The organism is Saccharothrix ecbatanensis (genome assembly GCF_014205015.1).
In the GTDB taxonomy this organism is placed as follows: Bacteria; Actinomycetota; Actinomycetes; order Mycobacteriales; family Pseudonocardiaceae; genus Actinosynnema; species Actinosynnema ecbatanense.
The window spans coordinates 7,995,791-8,015,280 of sequence record NZ_JACHMO010000001.1 but is presented as its reverse complement, the minus strand read 5'-3'; the positions used below and the strand labels follow the sequence as shown (position 1 = coordinate 8,015,280).

Here is a 19,490-nt window from a genome sequence, read left to right as displayed (position 1 = left end):
CGCCTATCTTGCCAGGCTCCGCACGTCCAAGGTGTGGTCAACCCCCACGGCCGCAGCCAGCCGCCGGTCGTGGGTCACCAGCAGCAGCGTGCCCTCGTAGTCCTCCAGCGCCTGTTCGAGTTGTTCGATCGCGGCCAGGTCGAGGTGGTTGGTCGGCTCGTCCAGCACCAGGCACGTCGTGCCCCTGGCCTGGAGCACGGCCAGCCCCGCCCTGGTCCGCTCACCCGGCGACAGCGAACGCGCGGGCCGCAGCACGGCGTCCGCACCGACCCGGAACTTCGCCAGCAACGTCCGCGCCTCCACCTTCGCCAGCCCGGTCTGGGCGGTGACGACGTCCAGCACGGACTCGGACACGGCGAAGTCGGCACGCACCTGGTCCACCTCGCCCACCACCACCGCAGGCCCCTGGCTGCGATCGCCCGCGTCGAGCGGCAGACGTCCCAGCAGGGCTCCGAGCAGCGTGGACTTGCCGGAACCGTTGGGACCGGTGATCCGCCACCGCTCCCCCGCGCCGATGGTGAGGTCGATCGGCCCGAGCGTCACGTCACCACGACTCACCACCGCGCCGCGCAACGTGAACGCGACCTGGCTGCCACGCCCCGCCGTCGGCAGCGTCAACCGCAGCTCCCACGGCTCGCGCGGCTCCTCGACCTCCTCCAGCCGCGCCAGCTGACGGTCCACAATGGACGCCTTCGCGCTCAGGTTCTCCGCGCCCTGCTTGCGGAAGAACTTGATGAACTTGTCGCTCTCGTCCGACTTCGCGTTGCGCCGCACGCCCTGCCGCGACCACTCCCGCGTCTGCCGCGATCGCTGCGTCAGCGTGTCGCGCTTGGCCGCGTACGCCTCGTACTCCTCCTGCGCCCGCCGCCGCGCGTTGGCCTGTTCCTGGAGGTATGCGTCCCACCCGCCGCCGAACACCGTCACCCCGTGGCTGAACTCGTCCAGCTCGGCGATCGCGGTCGCGGTGCGGGCCAGGAACTCGCGGTCGTGGCTGACCAGGACCATGCCGGCCCGGCTGCGCAGGACGTGCGATTCGAGCAGGTCCAGCCCGGCCAGGTCGAGGTCGTTCGTCGGCTCGTCCAGCAGCAGCACGTCGGCCGTGGTCAGCAGGACGGCGGCCAGCCGCAGCCGGGCCGACTGCCCGCCGGACAGCTCACCCGAGCCGCGTTCGTCCAGCAGGGTCGCGGGCAGGCCGAGCCGGTCGCACACCTCGTCGGCGCGTTCGGCGAAGTCGGCCGCGCCGGACGCGGTCCACCGGTCGAACGCCCGCGCGTAGGCGTCGTCGGCTCCCGGCGTGCCGTCGGTCAGGGCCTGTGTGGCGACCTCGAACTCGTGGACGGCGGAGGCGACGCCGGTCCGACGGGCCAGGTGGTCCCGCAGCGACTCGCCGGGCCGGATGTCGGTCTCCTGGGTCAGGTAGGCGACCGCCCCGCGCGCGGTGACGGTGCCCGTGTCCGGGGTCAGCTCACCCGCCAGGACTCGCAGCAGGGTCGATTTGCCGACGCCGTTCGGCGCGACGAGGCCTACACGTTCACCTGCGGGAACATCGAGATCCACCTCCGAGAGCACGATCCGGGGACCGAACGACAGCGTCACGTTCCTGGCTGTCAACACGGTCCGATCGTGACAGGAACGCCCGCCGTCGGCACCCGAGTTTCGGGTACGACAGTTTCGCGTACGACAAGGCCCCGTCTCCCGGTGGTACGGCCGGGAGGCGGGGCCTCGTCTGTTCCCGAACTGACTGCCGCTCCCACCACGAAGCGACGAGACTTAGGTTAGCCTAACTTCGGTCGGTGCACCAGTCCTGCGCACGAAACCGCGCGCGACCAGCTCCACCACCACCGCGATCGCCACCGCTTCGACCGCCAACAGGCCCAGCAGCACGACGAGCTGCAACGCGCCCGCCTGCCACACCGGCGCACCGCCGAGCAACATCCCGACGAACGCGCCCGGCAACGTCACCAGGCCGACCGTCCGGGTCTGGTCCAGCGCCGGGATCAGGGCTTCGGCGGCCGGCCGGCGGATCAGCTCCCGCACCGCGACCGGTTCGGTGAAGCCGAGCGCCAACGCGGCCTCGTACTCGCCGTGCCGGTCCCGCAGCGTGTCGAGCACACGGCGGACGGACAGCGTGGTCGCGGTCATCGCGCCACCGATGAGGATGCCGCCCACCGGCACCAGCGCGATCCCCCGCACCGGCACCAGGCCGCTCGCCACCAGCACCGCGATCGCGGGCAGCGTCCCGGCGAGGATCGCGGCGGCCACCCACACGCCACGACGGCCGGTCTTCGTGCGCGCGGCCGACGTGCCCGTGGCGCCGGCGGCCATCAGCACCAGGAAACCGGCCGTGAGCGGCAGCGACGCCAACACCACGGTGATCACCGCCGACACCGCCGCGAGCTGCGTCGTCGCCCGCACCGCGGCCCGGACGACCGGCCGGGGTGACGCCAACCCGGCCCACCACACCACCGCGCCGGCGACCGCGGTGAAGATCAGACAGACGACGAGCAGCCGGACCCAGTCCGTCGCGATGACCACCCGGACATTGTCAGACCCGTGAGCGGCGGCGCAGACCCAGGCGGCGCGTCGGCAGGGTGAAGCCACCCCGTCGGGCCAGCACGATCCCGCCCACCACGGCCGCCACGATCGACACCGCACCGCCGAAGACGATCGGCGCACGGGCGGTGAAGTGCTCCGCGAGCCAGCCCATGACCGGGCCGCCCAAGGGCGTGCCACCCAGGAAGACCAGCATGTAGAGGCCCATGACCCGGCCTCGCATCTCGGGTGAGACGGCCAGCTGCACGGTCGCGTTCGCGGTGGTCGTGAACGTCATCATGCCGATGCCGACCGGGATCAGCATCGCGCCCGTCAGCCACATCGTGGGCATCAGGCCCGCCGCGACCTCCAGCACGCCGAACGCCAGCGCGCCGATGATCAGCAACCGCAGCCGCGGCTTGCCCCGCGTGCTGCGCCGGGCGGCGAGCGTCGCACCGGCGAACGTGCCGATGGCCAGCATCGTGGACAGCAGCCCGTACGCGGCGGCGTCACCGCCGAACGTGTTGCGGGCCAGGACGGCGAGCGTGACGAAGAAGTTGAGCCCGAACGTGCTGATGAAGAACACCAGGACCAGCAGGATCACCAGGTCCGGCCGCTGCCGCACGTACCGCAGGCCCTCCCGCAGCTGGCCCTTCTCGCGCGGCACCGGACCGGCCCGGTAGAGCTTGGACGGGTTCATCAGCAGCAGGCCGAGGATCACGCCGGCGAACGTGACGGCGTTGATGATGGACACCCAGCCGGTGCCGATCACGATGATCAGCACACCGGCGACCGCCGGGCCGACCATCCGGGCCAGGTTGAACGTCATCGAGTTCAGCGCGACCGCGTTGGTGAGCTGGTCGCGGCCGACCATCTCGACCACGAAGCTCTGCCGGATCGGCGTCTCGATCGCGCTGACCGTGCCCATCAGCAGGCACAGCGCGTAGACGTGCCACAGCTCCGCGACCCCGGTGACGTCGATCAGGCCGAGGGCGAGGGCGCACAGCGCGAACGCGCTCTCCAGGAACAGCAGCAGCTTGCGCTTGTCCATCCGGTCGGCCAGCACGCCGGCCCACAGGGAGAGGAACAGCGTGGGCGCGAACTGGAGCGCGGCGGCGACACCGAGCGCGACGGCCGAACCGTCGGACAGCTCCAGCACCAGCCAGTCCTGCGCGACGCGCTGCATCCACAGGCCGATGAGCGAGACGACCTGGCCGGACGCGTACAGGCGGTAGTTGCGGACGCGCAGCGAGCCGAACATCTTCGGGCGCTTGGGCGGGGGTGCGGCTGTGTTGCGATCGAGCTGATCGGTCTCTGCCCCACCCGCGTACGCCGGCACGTCGTTACTGCCCCGCCATCCTGTCGATTATCTCGGCGGCGCGCGAGAGCACGCCCCGTTCCTCCGGTGTCAGCTCGGCCAGCCGCTTGTCCAGCCAGGCTTCCCGGGCGGACACCTCTTCGTTGATGTAGTCGAGCCCCGACGGGCTCAGCTCCACGATGGCCTGGCGGCCGTCGGTGGGGTGCGGGCGGCGCGTGGCGAACCCGTACTCCTCCAGGGCGGCTATCACCCTGGTCATCGACGGCGGCTGGACGCCTTCCTTCGCGGCCAGCTCGCCCGGCGTCAGCGGTCCGCACTTGTGCAGCGTGGACAGCGCGGACACCTGGGTGAGCGAGATCGCGGAGTTCACCCGCTGCGCGCGGAGCCGACGGGTCAGCCGGACCACGGCCAGCCGCAGCCGGCTCGCCAGTCCCACTTCCGCCTCGGTCTCCACCACGTAGTTAGCATACCTCACGATCTCGCCGCCCAGGATGTGAAATCTCGCATTCAGCCGGCGAGAAGGGCCTGGATGGGCCCGATCCCGAAGTAGACGACGAACGCCGCCGCGACGATCCACATCAGCGGGTGCACGCTGCGCGCCCGTCCGGTGAGCGCGCGCAGGACCACGTAGCTGACGAACCCCGCGCCGATGCCGTTCGCGATGGAGTAGGTGAACGGCATGACCACGATGGTCAAGAACGCGGGCAGGCCGACGGAGAAGTCGCTGAAGTCGATCTCCTTGATCTGGATGATCATCAACGCGCCGACGATGACCAGAGCCGGCGCCGCCGCCTCGATCGGCACGACCGCGTACAGCGGGGTGAGGAACATGGCGGCGAGGAAGAGCACGCCGGTGACGACGTTCGCCAGCCCGGTCCGCGCGCCCTCCGCGATACCGGACGCCGACTCGATGTAGACGGTGTTGGACGACGAAGACGCCGCCCCACCCGCGACCGCGCCCAGGCCGTCGACGAACAGGGCCTTCGAGACGCCCGGCAGCTGGCCGTCCTTGCCGATGAGCCCGGCTTCCTTGCCGAGGCCGGTCATAGTGCCGACGGTGTCGAAGAAGTCGGTGAGCACGAGCGTGAAGACGAGCAGTGCGGCGGCGAGCGCGGGGATCCGGGTCCAGGCGCCGAACGAGACGTCACCGAGGAGGGAGAGGTCGGGGAGGCCGAACACCTGGTCGGGGAGGGCGGGGTAGCCGAGGTTCCAGCCGGACGGGTTGACGCCCTTCGACGGCCCGACTTGGACGATGGCTTCGATCACGATGGACAGCACGGCCGCCGCGAGCACGCCGATGAGGATCGCGCCCTTGACCTTGCGGGCGACGAGGATGCCGGTGAGGACGAGGCCGACCACGAAGACGAGCGTCGGCCAGGAGGCGATCGAGCCGTTGATGCCGAGCCCGACCGGCACCGTGGTGCCCGCCGCGTCCGGCAGTCGGCGCACGAAACCGGCGTCGACCAGGCCGATGAAGCAGATGAACAACCCGATACCGACCGCGATGGCGGCCTTGAGTTCGGCAGGGACGGCGTTGAACACGGCGGTGCGGACGCCGGTGACGACCAGGAGGAGCACCACGAGCCCGTTGACCATGACCAGGCCCATGGCTTCGGGCCAGGACACCTGCGGGACGATCGTGACGGCGACGAACGAGTTGATGCCGAGGCCGGTGGCCAGCGCGAACGGGTAGTTGGCGACGAGGCCGAAGAGGATCGTCATGACCCCGGCGACCAGCGCGGTGACCGCCGCGACCTGCGGGATGGTGAGGATGTTGCCGAGCACGTCGACCTTGGCGGCGGGGTCGTCGGCGGCGAAACTGCCCAGGATCAGCGGGTTCAGCACGACGATGTAGGCCATGGTCACGAACGTGACGAGCCCGCCTCGCACCTCGCGGCCGACCGACGAGCCGCGTTCGGAGATCTTGAAGAACCCGTCCAGTTTGGAGCGGGCCGGGCCACCGGCGGGCGTGTCGGCGGCGGGTGTTTCGGCGGTGGCCATCGCGTCTCCTGGATCTGTGTGGCTGAACCCTGTGGCTTGAGCAGGACTCTGGAGCTTGAGCAGCTCAGTGGCTTGAGCAGCCCTGTTGCTTGAGCAGCTCGGTCTGTGGCGCTTGAGCAGCTCGGTCTGTGGCTTGGGCAGCTCGGTCTGTGGCTTGGGCAGCTCAACCTGTGTCGGCAGCTCGACCTGTGTTTGCTGGTCGTTCTGGGTTGCTGGTCGTTCTGGGTTGCTGGTCGATCGGTGTTGGCTGACAGAGCGTGCCTCACCCGTGTTTCGGCGAGGTAGCCTGCCGGACGTGGCCGAACAGGACGCAACACCCCTCCCACCCCCGCCGCCGCTACCGCCCAAACTGGCGGACCCGGTACCCGCGATCGTCGCGGGCACGGCGCTGTGGCTGCTGGCGTTGGTCGGCGTGCTGCTGTTCGGCGGGGGCGACACGGTCCTGGTGTGGACGTGCCTGACCGGCGGACTGCTGGGGATCATCGGCTACGGCGTGTTCACCTGGCAACGGTCCGCCGCCCGCCGAGGCAGCCGCACCGCCCAGCACGGCCAAGGGCTGGACTAACCCACCGCCCCACCGCTGTGCTGCCCCGCCGCGCTTGGTCGGCGCCCGAGTGCTCACGGTCCCGAGTGCTCACGGTCCCGAGTGCTCACGGTCCCGAGTGCTCACGGTCCCGAGTGCTCACGGTCCCGAGTGCTCACGGGTCCCGAGTGCTCATGGTGGGGGCCGAGGCGCCGCGACTTCATTTTTTCGGCAACAAATCCTGGCTTACCATTCATGCCCTGATCTGGCCGGTTCGCACGTTCGGGTGATCTTCACAGATCAGCCGACGTGAGAGTCAGGCCAGGTCAGGGCCATGTTAGCCCAGAAGTACGGACGGCGTCGGGTCGGCGATCAAGGCGGCGAACGTGTGCCGGTCGTCCCAGCGGCCGGTCGTCCACGCCAGAGCTCGCGCCAGCCCCTCGGGAGTGTCAGCGGCGTGCACCACCGTGTCGTCCACCCACCACGACACCGAGTGCTCCGCGTCCTCCGCCGCCACGACCAAGTCGTCGTGCACGATCAGCGAACCGCCCGGCAGCTCGACCCCGAGCAAGTCGCACGCCAGCCGCACCGCACCCAGCTCCGCCCAGATCACCTCGTCACCCTCACCGACCACCGCCCCGGACACCTCCTCCGACGCGAGCGGCAGGGCTAGGAGTTCGGCCAGGTCCGCTGCGGCGCCCGCCGACGCCAGCACCTGCGACGGCGGCAGCACGCCCAGCAGCCAGGGCAGGTCCGGGACCAGCACGTCGTCGGCCGGCTCAGCAGCACCCGTCAGCACCCGCACCCGGTCCGGCGGCTCGACGCTCACCGAGTCCGCCACCTCCGCCAACAACGCGTGCACCCGCAGCACCAAAGCGTCGGACAGCTTGCGCGCCGGGTCACCCAACCGCGCCAACAAATCAGTGACGTCGTCCTCGTCCACCACGCTCAACGACGTCCGCACACCGGCCGCCGCCAGCACGTGCGGAGGCAGGTCGACCGACGGGACCACGTCGTACAGGCCTGCCAAGCCGTCGGCATCAGCCAACCGCCACGACCCGAGCGGCACGCCTTCGAGGGTGGCGTACCGCGCCAGCCACCAGCCCGTGTAGCCGTCCGGTTCCGCCACGGCACGCCAAGCGACCGGGTCGGCGGCCATCATCGCCAACGCCTCGGGCCACTTGTCCCGCGCCACCAGGTCCAGGTCACGGATGCCGAGCACCCGCGTCGGCGGCACGTCGAACGTGTCCCACCAGTAGCCCTCGTCGGCCAGGTCGTGGTCCGGCTCGGTGGGCGAGTCGTCCTCGACCACGCCGAATCCGTCGATCACGCCGACATCGGTCAGCACCGAACGCGGCCACTCCTCCGCCACCGACGCGTCCAGCACCCCGAACGGCGCGTCGGACTCCAGCACCGACAGCAGCGCCGAGTCCGGCAGCACGAGCTCGTCCGCACGCCGCCACTCACCGTCCGCCGACGGCAGCGCCAGCTCCGCCAGCCACGGCCGACCACCGGCCCGCGACACCAGCCGCAGCACCGTCCGCACCAGCTCCGGCCCGTCCAGCTCCGGGTCGTCCATGCTCCGGTGCACGGCCTCGCGCACGGCGTCGGAATCCAGCAGCTCGTCCGCGCCGGCCTCGGTCGCACCGAGCCGCATCAGCAACGGGTGCGCGGCGTCGGGGTGCGCGATCCGCAGACCGGGCACCGAGAACAGCTCCGAGTCGGTGCCCACGAGCACACCGCGCGGGCTGCTCACCAGCCGACCGTCCACCAGCGGCACGGGCAGGGAGCCCATCGCCTCGCGCGCGGTCGAGTCGACGTCGGCTACGGGCGACAGGGCGTCGTACACCTCGTGCCACCACGCCGGGTCGCCGCCGATGCCGGCCAGCGCCGAGACCACTTCGGCCACACCGAGACGCGGCACTTCGAGAGCCGCCAACGCCTTCGCGTGCGGCGGCAGGGTCAGCTCGTAGTCGAGCAGGCCGGGGATCACGTCCTCCAGCAGCTCGACCAGCTCGAACGACGCCAGGTCCAGCACCTTCGCGGTCGACGGGGTGGTCCACTCGCCGTCCGCCAGCGGCAGCCAGGCCGCCGTCCGCAGCGCCTTGAGGATCCCGGTCCGCAGCTGATCGTCCACTTCGGACAGCGGGAACCCGGGCAGCGGCACCAACGACGTCCGCTCGATCGCGGGCAGCGAGGCGACCAGCGCCGGGTACGCCGACGCGGCCTGGTCCAGCACGAACGACGCCGCCGAGCCCGCCAGGACCCGTCGCCGGGACGGCTCCACCGGCAGGGTCGCGATCAGCCGCGCGGGCAGCGACAGCTTCTCGTCCGTCGGCGTCGGCGCGTGCAGGACGTCGCCGGCCAGCGGCTCGTCCATCGGCCACGCCCAGCACACCGACCAGTGCGGACGTGACTCCACGCCCGCGACCAGCGAGGACGGCAGTTCGCCGCCGACGCGGTGCACCAGCCACCGCTGCGCCCCGGACGGCCCGGTCAGCACCACGACACCGTCGGACTCGGACCGCTCCCACGCCTCGGCGCCGACCTCGATCCGGCGCAACCCGGGCAACGCCAGCAGCAGGTCCGGCGCCTGCGCGGCGAACTCGGCCAGCAGCCCGTCCGCGTGCGCCTTCAGCGGCAGCCGCACCTCGGTGTCGAACCCGTCCGGCACGTCCGTCTCGTCGGACGGCCACACCAGCCGCAGCACCGGCACGTCACCGCCGCGGGCCGATGCCAGCGTCGGCACGGCCTCACGCGTGCGGGCGGCCGAGAACGCCACCGCACCGGTCCGCGACACCACCCGCGGCTCTTCCGTCACGGCCAGCACGGCGGCGAAACCCACACCGAACTGGCCGACCGTGTCCGAGACCTTCGACGACGCGCGCAGCGAGGCCAGCGCCGCCACACCGGCCGCGTCCAGCGGCGCGCCGGTGTTCGCCGCACGCAGTTCGTTGTCCACAAGGGACAGTCGCAGCACGCCCGGTGCGTCGCCGGCCGCGTCGGAGGCGTTCTGCGCCAGCTCCACCAGCAGCCGGTCGCGGTAGCCGCCGAGCCGCAGGTCCTCCTCGGCGTTGGCGTCCTCCCGGAACCGCGTCGGCGACCCGCGCCACGCGGCCAGGACCGACTCGCGCAGCGCCTCGGTGCCGAACGGGTCCGCGCTCACTTCCCGCTCTCGTCGGCCTGGGACACCCGAGACGAGTTGGGCTCCACGTCCAGCAGCGCGTCGTCGTAGACGACCTCGGCGACCGGCACCAGCGGGCCGCCCTCGACCTCGACCTCGGAGTGCGCGCCGCACCCGAACTCCACGTGCACGACGTGGCCGTCGGCCGGCGTCATCTCGTTCGCGCACACCCCGAAGGCGGCGCCGAGGGAACCGGCGATCCGGCTGTAGAAGCCGCACGTGCCGCAGGTGGCGGGCGCGCTGCGGGCCATCTCGCTGCGCGGACCGAAGTCGCCGCCGTGCCAGCGCTGGGCGGCGTCGAGCACGCCCTCGCGGGACAGCACCCGGACGCGGCCGAGGCCGATCTCCAGGGCGGTCTCTTCGATCGCCGGGTCGTCCGAGCCCACGTACGCGGGCGCCAGTCGCGGGTCGTCCTCGGGCGTGGGCAGCAGGTCGCCGACACCGAGGTCGCCGGCGCGGACCCGCTCGTGCCACGGCACCCATTCGGGGGCGACCAGCGCGTCGTCACCGGGCAGGAGCACGACCTCGCTCACCGACGGCTGCGTGCCGGGGCCCGCGAAGGCGACCGTGACGGCCCAGTTCCAGCCGCGGTAGCCGGCGTGGTAGGCCTCGAAGAGGTGGGTGGCCGACACCTGGTCCTCGGCGACCGTGCCCACGTGGTCGCCGACGCGGTCCGCGCCCGCCTCCTCTTGTGCGGCGGCCCGGGCGAGCCGGACTGCCTCGGGATCGGCGAGCGCTGGGTTGGGCTGCTGGGTCGGCGTGGCGGTCACAGGTGAATTGTGCCGCACGTCTTCGCAGCCCTGTGCACACGTGCCACCCTTTCGGACGTGCGGTGGCTCCTGATGGCGGTCGTGTTGGTCCTGTCGGCGGCGTGCTCGACTGCGCCGAGCGGCCCGACAGGGCTCGAAGTGCTCGGCACGGTGCCGCACGACCCGGGCGCGTTCACACAGGGCCTCGAGCTGGTGGACGGGGTCCTGTACGAGGGAACGGGCCTGGAGGGGCAGTCGTCACTACGCCGGGTGGACCCCCGAACGGGTGAAGTGGAGCAGCGGGTCGACCTGCCGGAGACGATGTTCGGCGAGGGCATCACGGTGGTCGACGACCGGATCTGGCAGCTCACGTGGCGTAACGGTGTGGCCATCGAGCGGGACCGGACCACCCTCGAAGAAGTGAGGCGCGTCACCTATGAGGGTGAGGGCTGGGGGCTGTGCCGTGACGGCGGCCGGCTGGTGATGAGCGACGGGACGGCCGAGCTGACGTTCCGCGATCCCGAGTCGTTCGCCGAGACGGGCACGGTGGGCGTGCGGCGCGATGGGCAGCCGCTCGACCGGCTCAACGAGCTGGAGTGCGTCGACGGGCAGGTGTGGGCGAACGTGTGGCACACCGACGAGGTGGTGCGGATCGACCCGGCGACCGGTCTGGTGACGACCACCGTCGACCTGAGCTCGCTGCGGCCGGACGACGTGCCGAAGAGCGATGTGCTGAACGGCATCGCGGCCGTGCCGGGCACCGACGAGTTCCTGGTGACCGGCAAGAACTGGCCGACGATCTTCCGGGTGCGGTTCCCCGCCGGCTGAACCCGGTCGGACCCTGCTGGACCCGGTTGAACCCGGTTGACGGGGAACGACGTGCCGGACCCACCGCGCGCCGCCGGGCCAATCCGTGAGACAGCCCGCACCCGGTGAGGCAGGATTGGGGCGTGACACCCCCTCGGCCGGAAGACCCGTCGCGGCGGTACCCGTGGGAGGACGACGAGTACAAGCCGCGCACCCGGCCGTACCCGGTACCGGGACAGCCGCCCGGCCAAGCCGGTGAGCCGCCGCCCGGTCATCAACCACCGCCGGGCCATCAACCGCCACCGGGTCGCCAACCACCGCCGCGTCATCAACCGCCACCGGGTCGACAGCCACCGCCGGGTCAGCAACCTCCGCCGCATGACCGGCCCACGGACCAGCACCGCAACCAGCAGCCGCGCGGTGAACGGGAGTCCGCCCGTTTCGCGCCGCCGCCGGACGGTGACAAGCCGACCGTGCCGACGCTGCCGAAGAAGCTCACCGTCACCCGCGTCGTGTGGTTCCGCTCGAAGCAGCTCAGCAGCCAGGCGCTGGCCGCGTTCCGCAAGGCCGCGCACGCCGACGGCGCGAAGCAGTCCGGGCTGTCGTCACTGACCTACGCGGTGATGCTGAACTACGCGGCCGACGCGGCGATGGCGGTCGCGCTGGCCAACACCCTGTTCTTCTCCGCCGCCACCGGCGAGAGCCGCGGCAAGGTCGCCCTCTACCTGCTGATCACGGTGGCGCCGTTCGCGCTGGTCGCCCCGGTCATCGGCCCGGCGCTGGACCGGATCCAGCACGGCAGGCGGGTGGCGCTGGCGGCCTCGTGCATCCTGCGCGTGTTCCTGGCGATCGCGATGGCGCTGAACTTCGACAACTGGGGCCTGTACCCGGCGGCGCTGGGCAGCATGGTGCTGTCCAAGTCGTTCACCGTGCTCAAGGCCGCGATCACGCCGCGCGTGCTGCCACGGGACATCACGCTGTCCAAGACGAACGCCCGGATGACGGTGTTCGGCCTGGCCGCGGGTGGTGTGTTCGGCGCGGTCGCGGCGGGGTTCGCGAACCTGTTCGGGTCACCGGGCGCGCTGTGGTGCACCGCCGTGCTGTGCCTGGCGAACGCCTACTACTGCCTGCGCATCCCGTCGTGGGTGGAGGTGACCGAGGGCGAGGTGCCGGCGTCGCTGCGGGCGAGTCCGAAGCCGAAGCGGCAGCCGTTGGGCCGCACGGTCGTGGTGGCGCTGTGGGGCAACGGCGCGATCCGGATGCTGACCGGGTTCCTGATGCTGTTCGCCGCGTTCGTGGTGCGCGCCCAGACCGAGGGCGACGCGTTCATGCAGGTGCTGCTGCTGGGTGTGATCGCGGCGGCGGCCGGTGTCGGCAGTTTCCTGGGCAACGCGGTGGGCGCGCGGCTGCACTTCGGCGTGCCGGACCAGGTGGTGATCGGGTGCCTGATCGCGGCGCTGGCGTCGGCGATCCTGGCGGCCGTGCTGCCGGGCCTGGTGACGGCGGCGGCGGTCGGGCTGATCGGCGCGACGGCGAGTTCGCTGGCCAAGGTGTCGCTGGACGCGGTGATCCAGGACGACGTGCCGGACGAGTCGCGGGCGTCGGCGTTCGGCCGGTCGGAGACGATCCTCCAGCTCGGCTGGGTGTTCGGCGGGGCGCTGGGCGTGCTGCTGCCGACCGAGTACTGGATCGGGTTCACCGTGCTGTCGGTGCTGCTCGCGGTGGGGTTGGCGCAGACGATCCAGACGCGGCGCGGCACCACGCTGATCCCGGGCCTGCGCGGCGACCGCCCGCTGCGGGCCGCGCCCGTCGTGCCACGGGCGGGCACGTAGGCTCGACTGCCGTGCGCCGAGTTCTGCTTCCCCTGTCGCTGCTGGTCCTGGCCGGTTGCGCGGCCCCCGTCGACCCCGAGGTGACGTTCTACGCGGATGGCGAGGCGATCAACGTCAGGCCGTCGCAGTACTGCGACCTCCAGTCGGAGAACTGCGAGGCGGACGCGGACGCCGCCGGTGTGCTGCGGGTGCGGCCGGGCAAGCCGGTGCAGATCTCCGTGCCGGGTGACCTGGCGGAGAGCGCCTGGTCGGTGAAGTTCACCTACCGCAACGGGCGCGGCGAGCCGCAGGAACCGTTGCGCAGCAAGCTGTTCACCGAGCGTGACCCGAGGTACGCGTACACGCTCGTGCTGCCGAACCCCGACGACCAGTTGGAGAGCGTCGAGGTCCAGCAGTACGGCGCGCGCATCCAGTCGAGCACCACGGGCGCGTTCGACTTCGTCGCCCGTGGCACCTGGGTGTTGTCCGTGGACGACCGTGTTTGATGGCCGCTGCTCCGCAGACGGCGGCTCGGTCGCCTGGAAGTCGACCGCTCGCGCCCGATTTTCCGACGATCGGAAAGCGTGATCGCCGGAAAATCAGCCGCGAAAGATCGACGCGACCTCGCGTGGGTGTGTCGACCCCGGCCTGAACCGCGTGTTCAGGGGTCCAGCTCCCGGGCGACGGCGCGGACCACGTCGGCGATCAACTTGGTGTTCTTCCGCTCCGGGTAACGGCCGCGGCGCAGGTCGGGCTGCACCTTGACCTCCAGCAGCTTGATCATGTCGTCGATCAGGCCGTGCAGCTCCTCGGCGGGACGGCGGCGGGCCTCCGCCACCGAGGGCGCCGGGTCGATCAGCCGCACGGACAGCGCCTGGGGACCTCGCCTGCCCTCGGCCATGCCGAACTCGATCCGCTGACCGGCTTTCAAGCCCTCGACACCCGGGGGCAGCGCGGACTTCCGCACGTAGACGTCCTCGCCACCGTCCTGTGTGACGAAGCCGAAGCCCTTCTCCGAGTCGTACCACTTGACCTTGCCGGTCGGCACCGTTCTCACCAATCCTTAAGCGATCACACGACGAACGCGCCCGGGGCGTGCCCAGGGCGCGTCCCACCAGACTATCCAGAACACCACCGCCTGGGCACCTCCGAAAGCGCGACTACGATCCCACGCATGTCGACGACACCGAAGCTGATGCCGCTCGCCGTGGCGTTGTTCGCGCTCGGCGTGGTGGCCATCGTCGCGATGTTCGTCGCGGGCGAACGCGGCCTGCCCGTCTGGGTGTTCGCCGCCGGCTGGCTGCTCGCGCCCGCCGGTCTCGCGCTGGGCGTGTTCAGCGCGGTGCGGGAGTCCCGGACCCGGCGGTGAGCCGGGAAGCGTTCGCGCGCAGCCAGTCCGGGAACGCGGTCAGGTCCGGCAGCACCACGTCCGCGCCCTCGGCGGCCAGCTCCTCGCCGCTGCACGGCCCGCTCACCACGCCGACGGCCACCGCCCCGGCCGCCTTCGCACCCCGCACGTCGCCCACGTGGTCACCGACGTAGACGGCCGCGCCGTGCATCTTCAACGCCTCGGCCTTGCCGGTCGACCACAGCTCGCCGAACAGGTGGTCCACCTCCCAGTCGAACGCGGCCAGGTGCAGGGCGGCGTTGGCCCGGTACTTGCCGGTCACCACGATCGTCGTCCCGCCCAGCTCACGCACCACGGCAAGCGATTGCGCCGCGCCGGGCAGGGGAACCGTGGCCGGGATGACGACCTCCGGGTACAGCGCGCGGAACCGGGCGATCAGCTCCGGGATGTCGGCCTCGGGCACGCCGGACTCGCGGTAGATCATGTCCAGGGGCGGGCCGAGGTTCGCCGCGAAGTGCGCGCCGTCGAGCGGGTAGCCGCTCTCCGCCGCGACCGCGTCCATCACCGCCGCCATGCCGGGCCTGGGGTCGATCAGGGTCATGTCGAGGTCGAATCCGACGGTCAGCGGCACGCCCGCACTTTAGGCGCTGTGGAAGGCTTTACGGCGTGACGGAACTCACCCGGGCACTGCTCGGCGCGGCGGCCGAGTTGGTCGCCGCGCATGGTTCACGCGGCCTGCGCATGGCCGAGGTCGCGGCGAAGGCGGGTGTCAGCCGGCAGAGCGTCTACAACGAGTTCCGCAACAAGGAACGGCTGGTGCAGGCCGTGGCGCTGCACAAGACCTCCGAGTTCCTGGAGGGCGTGCGCGAACGGCTGGACAGCACACCGGACCCGCTGGAAGGGCTGCGGGAGGGCATCCGGTTCGCCTTCGACCTGGCGGAGCAGGACATCCTGGCGAAGTCCGTCCTGTCCGGGGCGAACGCCGAGGACATGCTGCCGTTCCTGACCACCAGGGGCCGGCCGGTGCTCAAGCTCGCCACCTCGGTGTTCGCCCGGCACATCCGGCGGCACTGGCCCGACCTGCCCGACCCGCGGGTGCACCTGATCGCCGAGACGATCGTGCGGATGGCGTTGAGCCACCTGCTCACGCCGGGCAGCCGCCCGATCGAGGCGGTCGTGCACGTGACGGAAGCGCTGCTGGCCGCGGGCCGGGACGGGTGAGTGGCTAGTCGTAGCCGAGGCCGACCTGGTCGGCGACCTTGGTCATGGTGCGCAGGATCGCCAGCGACTCGGCGTGCGAGATCGACGGGCTCTCCACCTCACCGGCCTTCACCCGCGCGACGACCTCGCGCAGCTGCGGCACGTACCCGGCGCCCTCGATCTCCGCCCGGTGCTCCACCCCGTTCACGAGGATGGCGGTCGGGGCGTGGTGCATGCCCGGCAGCTCCACCAGGCCACGCGTCCCGTACACGGCCGCCCTCGACAGCAGCGGGCTGACCAGCGACGACGCCAGCAGAGCGGTCTCGCCGCCGGGGTAGCCGAGGAGCATCCCGACCTCGGCGTCGACGCCGTCGACCAGGGAACCGTGCGCGGCGACGGTCTCCGGTTCGCCGAGCAGCATGTGGGCGAACGACACCGGGTAGATGCCCAGGTCGAACAGCGAGCCGCCGCCGAGGGCCCGGTTCCACAGCCGGTGGGCCGGGTCGTGCTCGAGGGTGAACCCGAAGTCGGCCCGAACCGATCGGATCTCGCCGATCGCGCCTTCCGCGACCACTTCGCGGAGCTTCACGGTGAGCGGGTTGAAGCGGCTCCAGATGGCCTCCATGAAGAACAGGCCGCGCTCGCGCGCGAGGTCCACCACGTCCTGGAGGTGCGGCAGCGTGAGCGTGGCGGGCTTCTCGCACAGCACGTGCTTGCCCGCCTCCAACGCCGCACGCGTCACCTCGTGGTGCTGGACGTGCGGCGTCGCCACGTAGACGACGTCCACGTCCGGGTCGGCGAGGAGGTCCTTGTAGTCGCCGTAGGCACGCGGGATCTCGTGCTTGGCCGCGAACGCTTCGGCCTTGGGCAGCGCGCGGGACGACACCGCGAGCACTTCGACATCGGGCAGCAGGCGGAGGTCGCCGGTGACGACGTCGGCGATGCCGCCCGTCGCGACAACGCCCCAGCGGAGTTTGTTCGGCACGGGACCGGAGCTTAATCGGGCAAGATGGACACGTGAGGATCATCTTGAACCTGATCTGGCTGGTCTTGAGCGGCTTCTGGCTGGCCGTCGGGTACGCGGTCGCCGGCATCATCTGCTGCGTGCTGATCGTCACCATCCCGTGGGGGCTGGCGTCGTTCCGGATCGCGAACTACGCGCTGTGGCCGTTCGGTCGCACGGTGGTGGACCGGCCCGGCGCGGGCGGCGCGTCGCTGATCGGCAACGTGGTGTGGATCGTGGTCGCGGGCATCTGGCTCGCCATCGGCCACGTCGTCACCGGCCTGGCGCTGTGCGTGACGATCATCGGCATCCCGCTGGGCATCGCGAACTTCAAGATGGTGCCGGTGTCCCTGATGCCGCTGGGCAAGGAGATCGTCCCCGCGCCCTAGAGCGCCCCTAGTAGTCGTGGTCCAGCTCCACGACCAGGCACGGACCGCCGCTGTAGAGGCCCGCGTCGACGGCCAGCACCCGGCCGTCGGCGTACCGCAGCGGGCCGTCGATCTGCTCCGGCGCCACGCCGAGCTGGTCGGCGATGACGCTGTGGCCGTGCACGACCTCCCGGCCGCCGAGGACTTCGAGCAGCTCGTCCGCCACCGCCGCGCCGTCCGGGCCGCGGAACGCGTAGCGGGTGGTCATCTTCCGCCAGCACTCCCACCAGTGGTCCAGGTCGTCGCCCTTGAGGACGTCCCACACGGCCTCGTTGACCTCGTCGATCGTGTCGCCCCACTCCAGGTAGGCGAGCGTGTCGGAGTGCATCAGCAGGTGGCCGTCCACCTCGGTGAGCACCTGACGGCTGGTCAGCCAGTCGATGTGGGCGTCGGTGAGGCGGTCCTGGTCGCTGCGCATGCCGCCGTTGAGCAGCCAGCTGCGGGCGAAGCTGCGCGGGGTCGGCGCACCCGGAACGTTCCGGTCGCCGAACCGGTGCATGCCCAGCAGCAGAACCTCGTGGTTGCCGATGAGGGCGTCCACCCGGCCCTCGCTCTGCTCGGCCAGCCGCATCACGAACTCGATCACGCCGATGCCGTCCGGGCCCCGGTCGACGAAGTCGCCGAGGAACCACAGCTCCGCGTCCCCGCCGCACCAGTCGCCGTCGGCGTCGACCAGATCCGAGGCGTGCAGGGCGCGGGTCAGCTCGGCGAGGTGCCCGTGCACGTCGCCGACCACGAAGAGCGGTCTATCCACACCCGCGACGATAAGCGACGCGGCGGTGTGGTGCGGAAAAGTCGATCAGCCGTGCGCCGGGCGGCTTCGGCCACGCACCCGCGCGCCTCCCCCGTGTGGGGGAGATTGGGCCCCATGCCGTGATGACGGGCGCGCGGCGGCATCTCCTCGCCATGAGAGAGCAACTCGAACAGGTCGCGGGCGAACTGGACGAGGCGATGGTGGCCATCGCCGCCGAAGCGGGGCACGCCTGGCACCCGTGGCAGCACGTGGACTGGCTGCGGCTCCAGGCGGACCTGCTCGACCGCCTGGGCGCGGCCTGTGGCGGCCCGGTCACAGGCCGTGCGGAGCTGCTGCGCGACCGGGCCGAACGCCTGGCCGACCGGATCAACCGCATGCCCGCCGCGGACCGTCCACCGTCACGCCGGGTCGGGCCGCCGGAGCAGCGCGGCAGCCACCTGCGCGCCGTCGTCCAGCACAACCACGCGCTCCAGCCCGAGGCGCCGCAGCAATAACCGCGAGCCGTCAGACCCCGTCAGGTGTCAGATCCCGTCGGTGTCAGATCCCATCCGTGTCAGATCCCATCCGGGAACGGGTCGGCGGAGTGACCGACCAGGTCCGCGATGGACTTGAGCACCCGCGTCGGCCGGTACGGGTACAGCTCGGCGGTCGACTCGGCCGAGATGCCGGTGAGCACCAGGATCGTGCGCAGGCCCGCCTCCAGGCCGGCGCGCACGTCGGTGTCCATCCGGTCGCCGATCATCAGCGTCGTCTCGGAGTGGGCGCCGAGCGCGCGCAGCGCCGACCTCATCATCAACGGGTTCGGCTTGCCCACGTAGTAGGGCGCGCGGCCGGTGGCGCGTTCGATCAGCGCGGCGATCGAGCCCGTGGCGGGCAGCGAGCCCTCGCGGGACGGGCCGGTGGCGTCCGGGTTCGTCGCGATGAACTTCGCGCCCTGCTCCACCAGCCGGATCGCCTTCGTGATCGCGGTGAAGCTGTAGGTGCGGGTCTCGCCGAGGACCACGTAGTCCGGGTCGCGGTCGGTGAGCACGTACCCGATCTCGTGCAGCGCCGTGGTCAGGCCCGCCTCGCCGATCACGTACGCCGAACCGCCGGGCCGCTGCGAGTCGAGGAACTTCGCGGTGGCCAGCGCGGAGGTCCAGATCGCGGCCTCGGGCACGTCCAGGCCCGTGCGGACGAGCCGGGCGCGCAGGTCGCGCTGGGTGTAGATGGAGTTGTTCGTGAGCACCATGAACGGGATGTCGTTCGCGGTCAGCTCGGCGACGAACTCGCCGGAGCCCGGGATCGGGTGCTCCTCGTGCACGAGCACGCCGTCCATGTCCATCAGGTAGTTCCACTGAGCGGCCATGCGCGCAATGCTGCCGGCTCAGCGGTCGATCACGTGCCGGCGGAACGTCTCGATGAGGATCTGGTTGTACCGCTCCAGCACGTCCCGCTCCTCGGGGGTGAAGCGGGACAGCACCTCGCGCAGGGTCTCCTGGGCGCCCGCGAAGAGGTGCTCGAACTTCCCCTCGTCCCCCACCGTGACCTCTACCAGCACTTTCCGCCGGTCGTGCGGGTCACGCACGCGCCGCACGTACCCCGCGCGTTCCAGCCGGTCGATCACGCCGGTCACCGCGCCGGTGGACAGGCCGGACAGCTCGGCGATCCGGCCGGCCGTGATCGGGCCGTCCGCGCGCATCGCCAGGTCCAGGCACTTCTCGTCGGTCGGGGACAGGCCCATCTGCTCGGCCACCCGGCTGTGGAACAGGACGGTGAGCGCGCTGCTCTCGCGCGCGTAGGCGCTGAACCGCTCCAGCACGTCGGCGGGCACGTCGTGCTCACTGGTCATG

General features: G+C 71.4%; 21 protein-coding genes. 8 read left to right on the top strand and 13 right to left on the bottom strand.

Translation table 11 applies throughout. The features are described 5' to 3' along the window. Positions 1-3: 3 nt before the first annotated feature. The 5 genes from F4560_RS35290 to F4560_RS35270 all read right to left on the bottom strand — a co-directional run bounded on the left by F4560_RS35290 (position 4) and on the right by F4560_RS35270 (position 5,851). Complete coding sequence (locus F4560_RS35290) at positions 4-1,614, bottom strand: ABC-F family ATP-binding cassette domain-containing protein (protein WP_184927428.1); 1,611 nt, start codon at positions 1,612-1,614, stop codon at positions 4-6. A gap of 156 nt (positions 1,615-1,770) precedes the next feature. Then, the gene (locus F4560_RS35285; protein WP_312869665.1) at positions 1,771-2,535 is read right to left on the bottom strand and encodes an ABC transporter permease; all 765 of its coding nucleotides are present in this window, start codon (positions 2,533-2,535) and stop codon (positions 1,771-1,773) included. A 10-nt stretch (positions 2,536-2,545) separates the two neighbouring features. Continuing rightward, positions 2,546-3,871, bottom strand: coding sequence for an MFS transporter (locus tag F4560_RS35280; protein WP_312869664.1), 1,326 nt, complete (start codon positions 3,869-3,871; stop codon positions 2,546-2,548). 4 nt (positions 3,872-3,875) lie between these two features. After that, the gene (locus tag F4560_RS35275) at positions 3,876-4,307 is read right to left on the bottom strand and encodes a MarR family winged helix-turn-helix transcriptional regulator (RefSeq protein ID WP_312869663.1); all 432 of its coding nucleotides are present in this window, start codon (positions 4,305-4,307) and stop codon (positions 3,876-3,878) included. A gap of 50 nt (positions 4,308-4,357) precedes the next feature. Continuing rightward, positions 4,358-5,851, bottom strand: coding sequence for an NCS2 family permease (locus F4560_RS35270; RefSeq protein ID WP_184927426.1), 1,494 nt, complete (start codon positions 5,849-5,851; stop codon positions 4,358-4,360). Between the two features lie 295 nt (positions 5,852-6,146). Here F4560_RS35270 and F4560_RS45815 point away from each other — a divergent pair, with 295 nt between their 5' ends. Then, a complete protein-coding gene (locus F4560_RS45815; RefSeq protein ID WP_312869662.1) occupies positions 6,147-6,416 on the top strand; it encodes a DUF2530 domain-containing protein in 270 nt (89 codons plus the stop codon). A 295-nt stretch (positions 6,417-6,711) separates the two neighbouring features. On the opposite strand, the gene F4560_RS35260 is transcribed toward F4560_RS45815, so the two are convergent. Together F4560_RS35260 and F4560_RS35255 are read right to left on the bottom strand one after the other, a co-directional pair. After that, the gene (locus F4560_RS35260; RefSeq protein WP_184927425.1) at positions 6,712-9,540 is read right to left on the bottom strand and encodes a sacsin N-terminal ATP-binding-like domain-containing protein; all 2,829 of its coding nucleotides are present in this window, start codon (positions 9,538-9,540) and stop codon (positions 6,712-6,714) included. Continuing rightward, positions 9,537-10,328 (bottom strand): DUF3027 domain-containing protein, encoded by a 792-nt coding sequence (locus F4560_RS35255; RefSeq protein WP_312869661.1) that lies wholly within the window; start codon positions 10,326-10,328, stop codon positions 9,537-9,539. Before F4560_RS35255 ends, F4560_RS35260 begins: the two co-directional genes overlap by 4 nt. Before the next feature lie 72 nt (positions 10,329-10,400). Here F4560_RS35255 and F4560_RS35250 point away from each other — a divergent pair, with 72 nt between their 5' ends. The 3 genes from F4560_RS35250 to F4560_RS35240 all read left to right on the top strand — a co-directional run bounded on the left by F4560_RS35250 (position 10,401) and on the right by F4560_RS35240 (position 13,431). Next, positions 10,401-11,135: a glutaminyl-peptide cyclotransferase gene (locus F4560_RS35250; RefSeq protein ID WP_184929579.1), complete on the top strand. Its 735-nt coding sequence runs from the start codon at positions 10,401-10,403 to the stop codon at positions 11,133-11,135. Between the two features lie 104 nt (positions 11,136-11,239). Continuing rightward, on the top strand, positions 11,240-12,946 hold the full coding sequence (locus tag F4560_RS35245; RefSeq protein WP_376775378.1) for an MFS transporter: 1,707 nt from the start codon (positions 11,240-11,242) through the stop codon (positions 12,944-12,946). Between the two features lie 11 nt (positions 12,947-12,957). Beyond that, on the top strand, positions 12,958-13,431 hold the full coding sequence (locus tag F4560_RS35240; RefSeq protein WP_184927422.1) for a DUF2771 family protein: 474 nt from the start codon (positions 12,958-12,960) through the stop codon (positions 13,429-13,431). Positions 13,432-13,586: 155 nt separating this feature from the next. Here F4560_RS35240 and F4560_RS35235 read toward each other — a convergent pair whose 3' ends face one another. Beyond that, complete coding sequence (locus tag F4560_RS35235) at positions 13,587-13,973, bottom strand: cold-shock protein (RefSeq protein ID WP_184929578.1); 387 nt, start codon at positions 13,971-13,973, stop codon at positions 13,587-13,589. 126 nt (positions 13,974-14,099) lie between these two features. Here F4560_RS35235 and F4560_RS35230 point away from each other — a divergent pair, with 126 nt between their 5' ends. Then, positions 14,100-14,294, top strand: a complete 195-nt coding sequence (locus F4560_RS35230; protein WP_184927421.1) for a hypothetical protein — start codon at positions 14,100-14,102, stop codon at positions 14,292-14,294. Here the strand turns inward: F4560_RS35230 and F4560_RS35225 are convergent. Further along, positions 14,260-14,904, bottom strand: a complete 645-nt coding sequence (locus F4560_RS35225) for an HAD family hydrolase (protein WP_184927420.1) — start codon at positions 14,902-14,904, stop codon at positions 14,260-14,262. The two genes, F4560_RS35230 and F4560_RS35225, sit on opposite strands and share 35 nt — an antisense overlap. A gap of 35 nt (positions 14,905-14,939) precedes the next feature. Between F4560_RS35225 and F4560_RS35220 the strand changes: the two genes are divergently transcribed. Next, complete coding sequence (locus tag F4560_RS35220; protein ID WP_184927419.1) at positions 14,940-15,494, top strand: TetR/AcrR family transcriptional regulator; 555 nt, start codon at positions 14,940-14,942, stop codon at positions 15,492-15,494. 4 nt (positions 15,495-15,498) lie between these two features. On the opposite strand, the gene F4560_RS46350 is transcribed toward F4560_RS35220, so the two are convergent. After that, complete coding sequence (locus F4560_RS46350) at positions 15,499-16,458, bottom strand: Gfo/Idh/MocA family protein (protein WP_184927418.1); 960 nt, start codon at positions 16,456-16,458, stop codon at positions 15,499-15,501. A 32-nt stretch (positions 16,459-16,490) separates the two neighbouring features. Between F4560_RS46350 and F4560_RS35210 the strand changes: the two genes are divergently transcribed. Continuing rightward, the gene (locus F4560_RS35210) at positions 16,491-16,865 is read left to right on the top strand and encodes a YccF domain-containing protein (protein WP_184927417.1); all 375 of its coding nucleotides are present in this window, start codon (positions 16,491-16,493) and stop codon (positions 16,863-16,865) included. A gap of 7 nt (positions 16,866-16,872) precedes the next feature. Here the strand turns inward: F4560_RS35210 and F4560_RS35205 are convergent, their stop codons facing one another. Further along, a complete protein-coding gene (locus tag F4560_RS35205; RefSeq protein WP_184927416.1) occupies positions 16,873-17,658 on the bottom strand; it encodes a metallophosphoesterase in 786 nt (261 codons plus the stop codon). Between the two features lie 152 nt (positions 17,659-17,810). Between F4560_RS35205 and F4560_RS35200 the strand changes: the two genes are divergently transcribed. Next, positions 17,811-18,152, top strand: coding sequence for a hypothetical protein (locus tag F4560_RS35200; protein WP_184927415.1), 342 nt, complete (start codon positions 17,811-17,813; stop codon positions 18,150-18,152). A gap of 59 nt (positions 18,153-18,211) precedes the next feature. Here the strand turns inward: F4560_RS35200 and F4560_RS35195 are convergent, their stop codons facing one another. After that, positions 18,212-19,006 (bottom strand): HAD-IIA family hydrolase, encoded by a 795-nt coding sequence (locus F4560_RS35195; protein ID WP_184927414.1) that lies wholly within the window; start codon positions 19,004-19,006, stop codon positions 18,212-18,214. A gap of 18 nt (positions 19,007-19,024) precedes the next feature. After that, positions 19,025-19,489 carry a MarR family winged helix-turn-helix transcriptional regulator gene (locus F4560_RS35190; RefSeq protein ID WP_184927413.1) on the bottom strand — a complete coding sequence of 155 codons (465 nt, stop codon included), beginning with the start codon at positions 19,487-19,489 and terminating at the stop codon, positions 19,025-19,027. Between the last annotated feature and the right edge of the window lies 1 nt (position 19,490).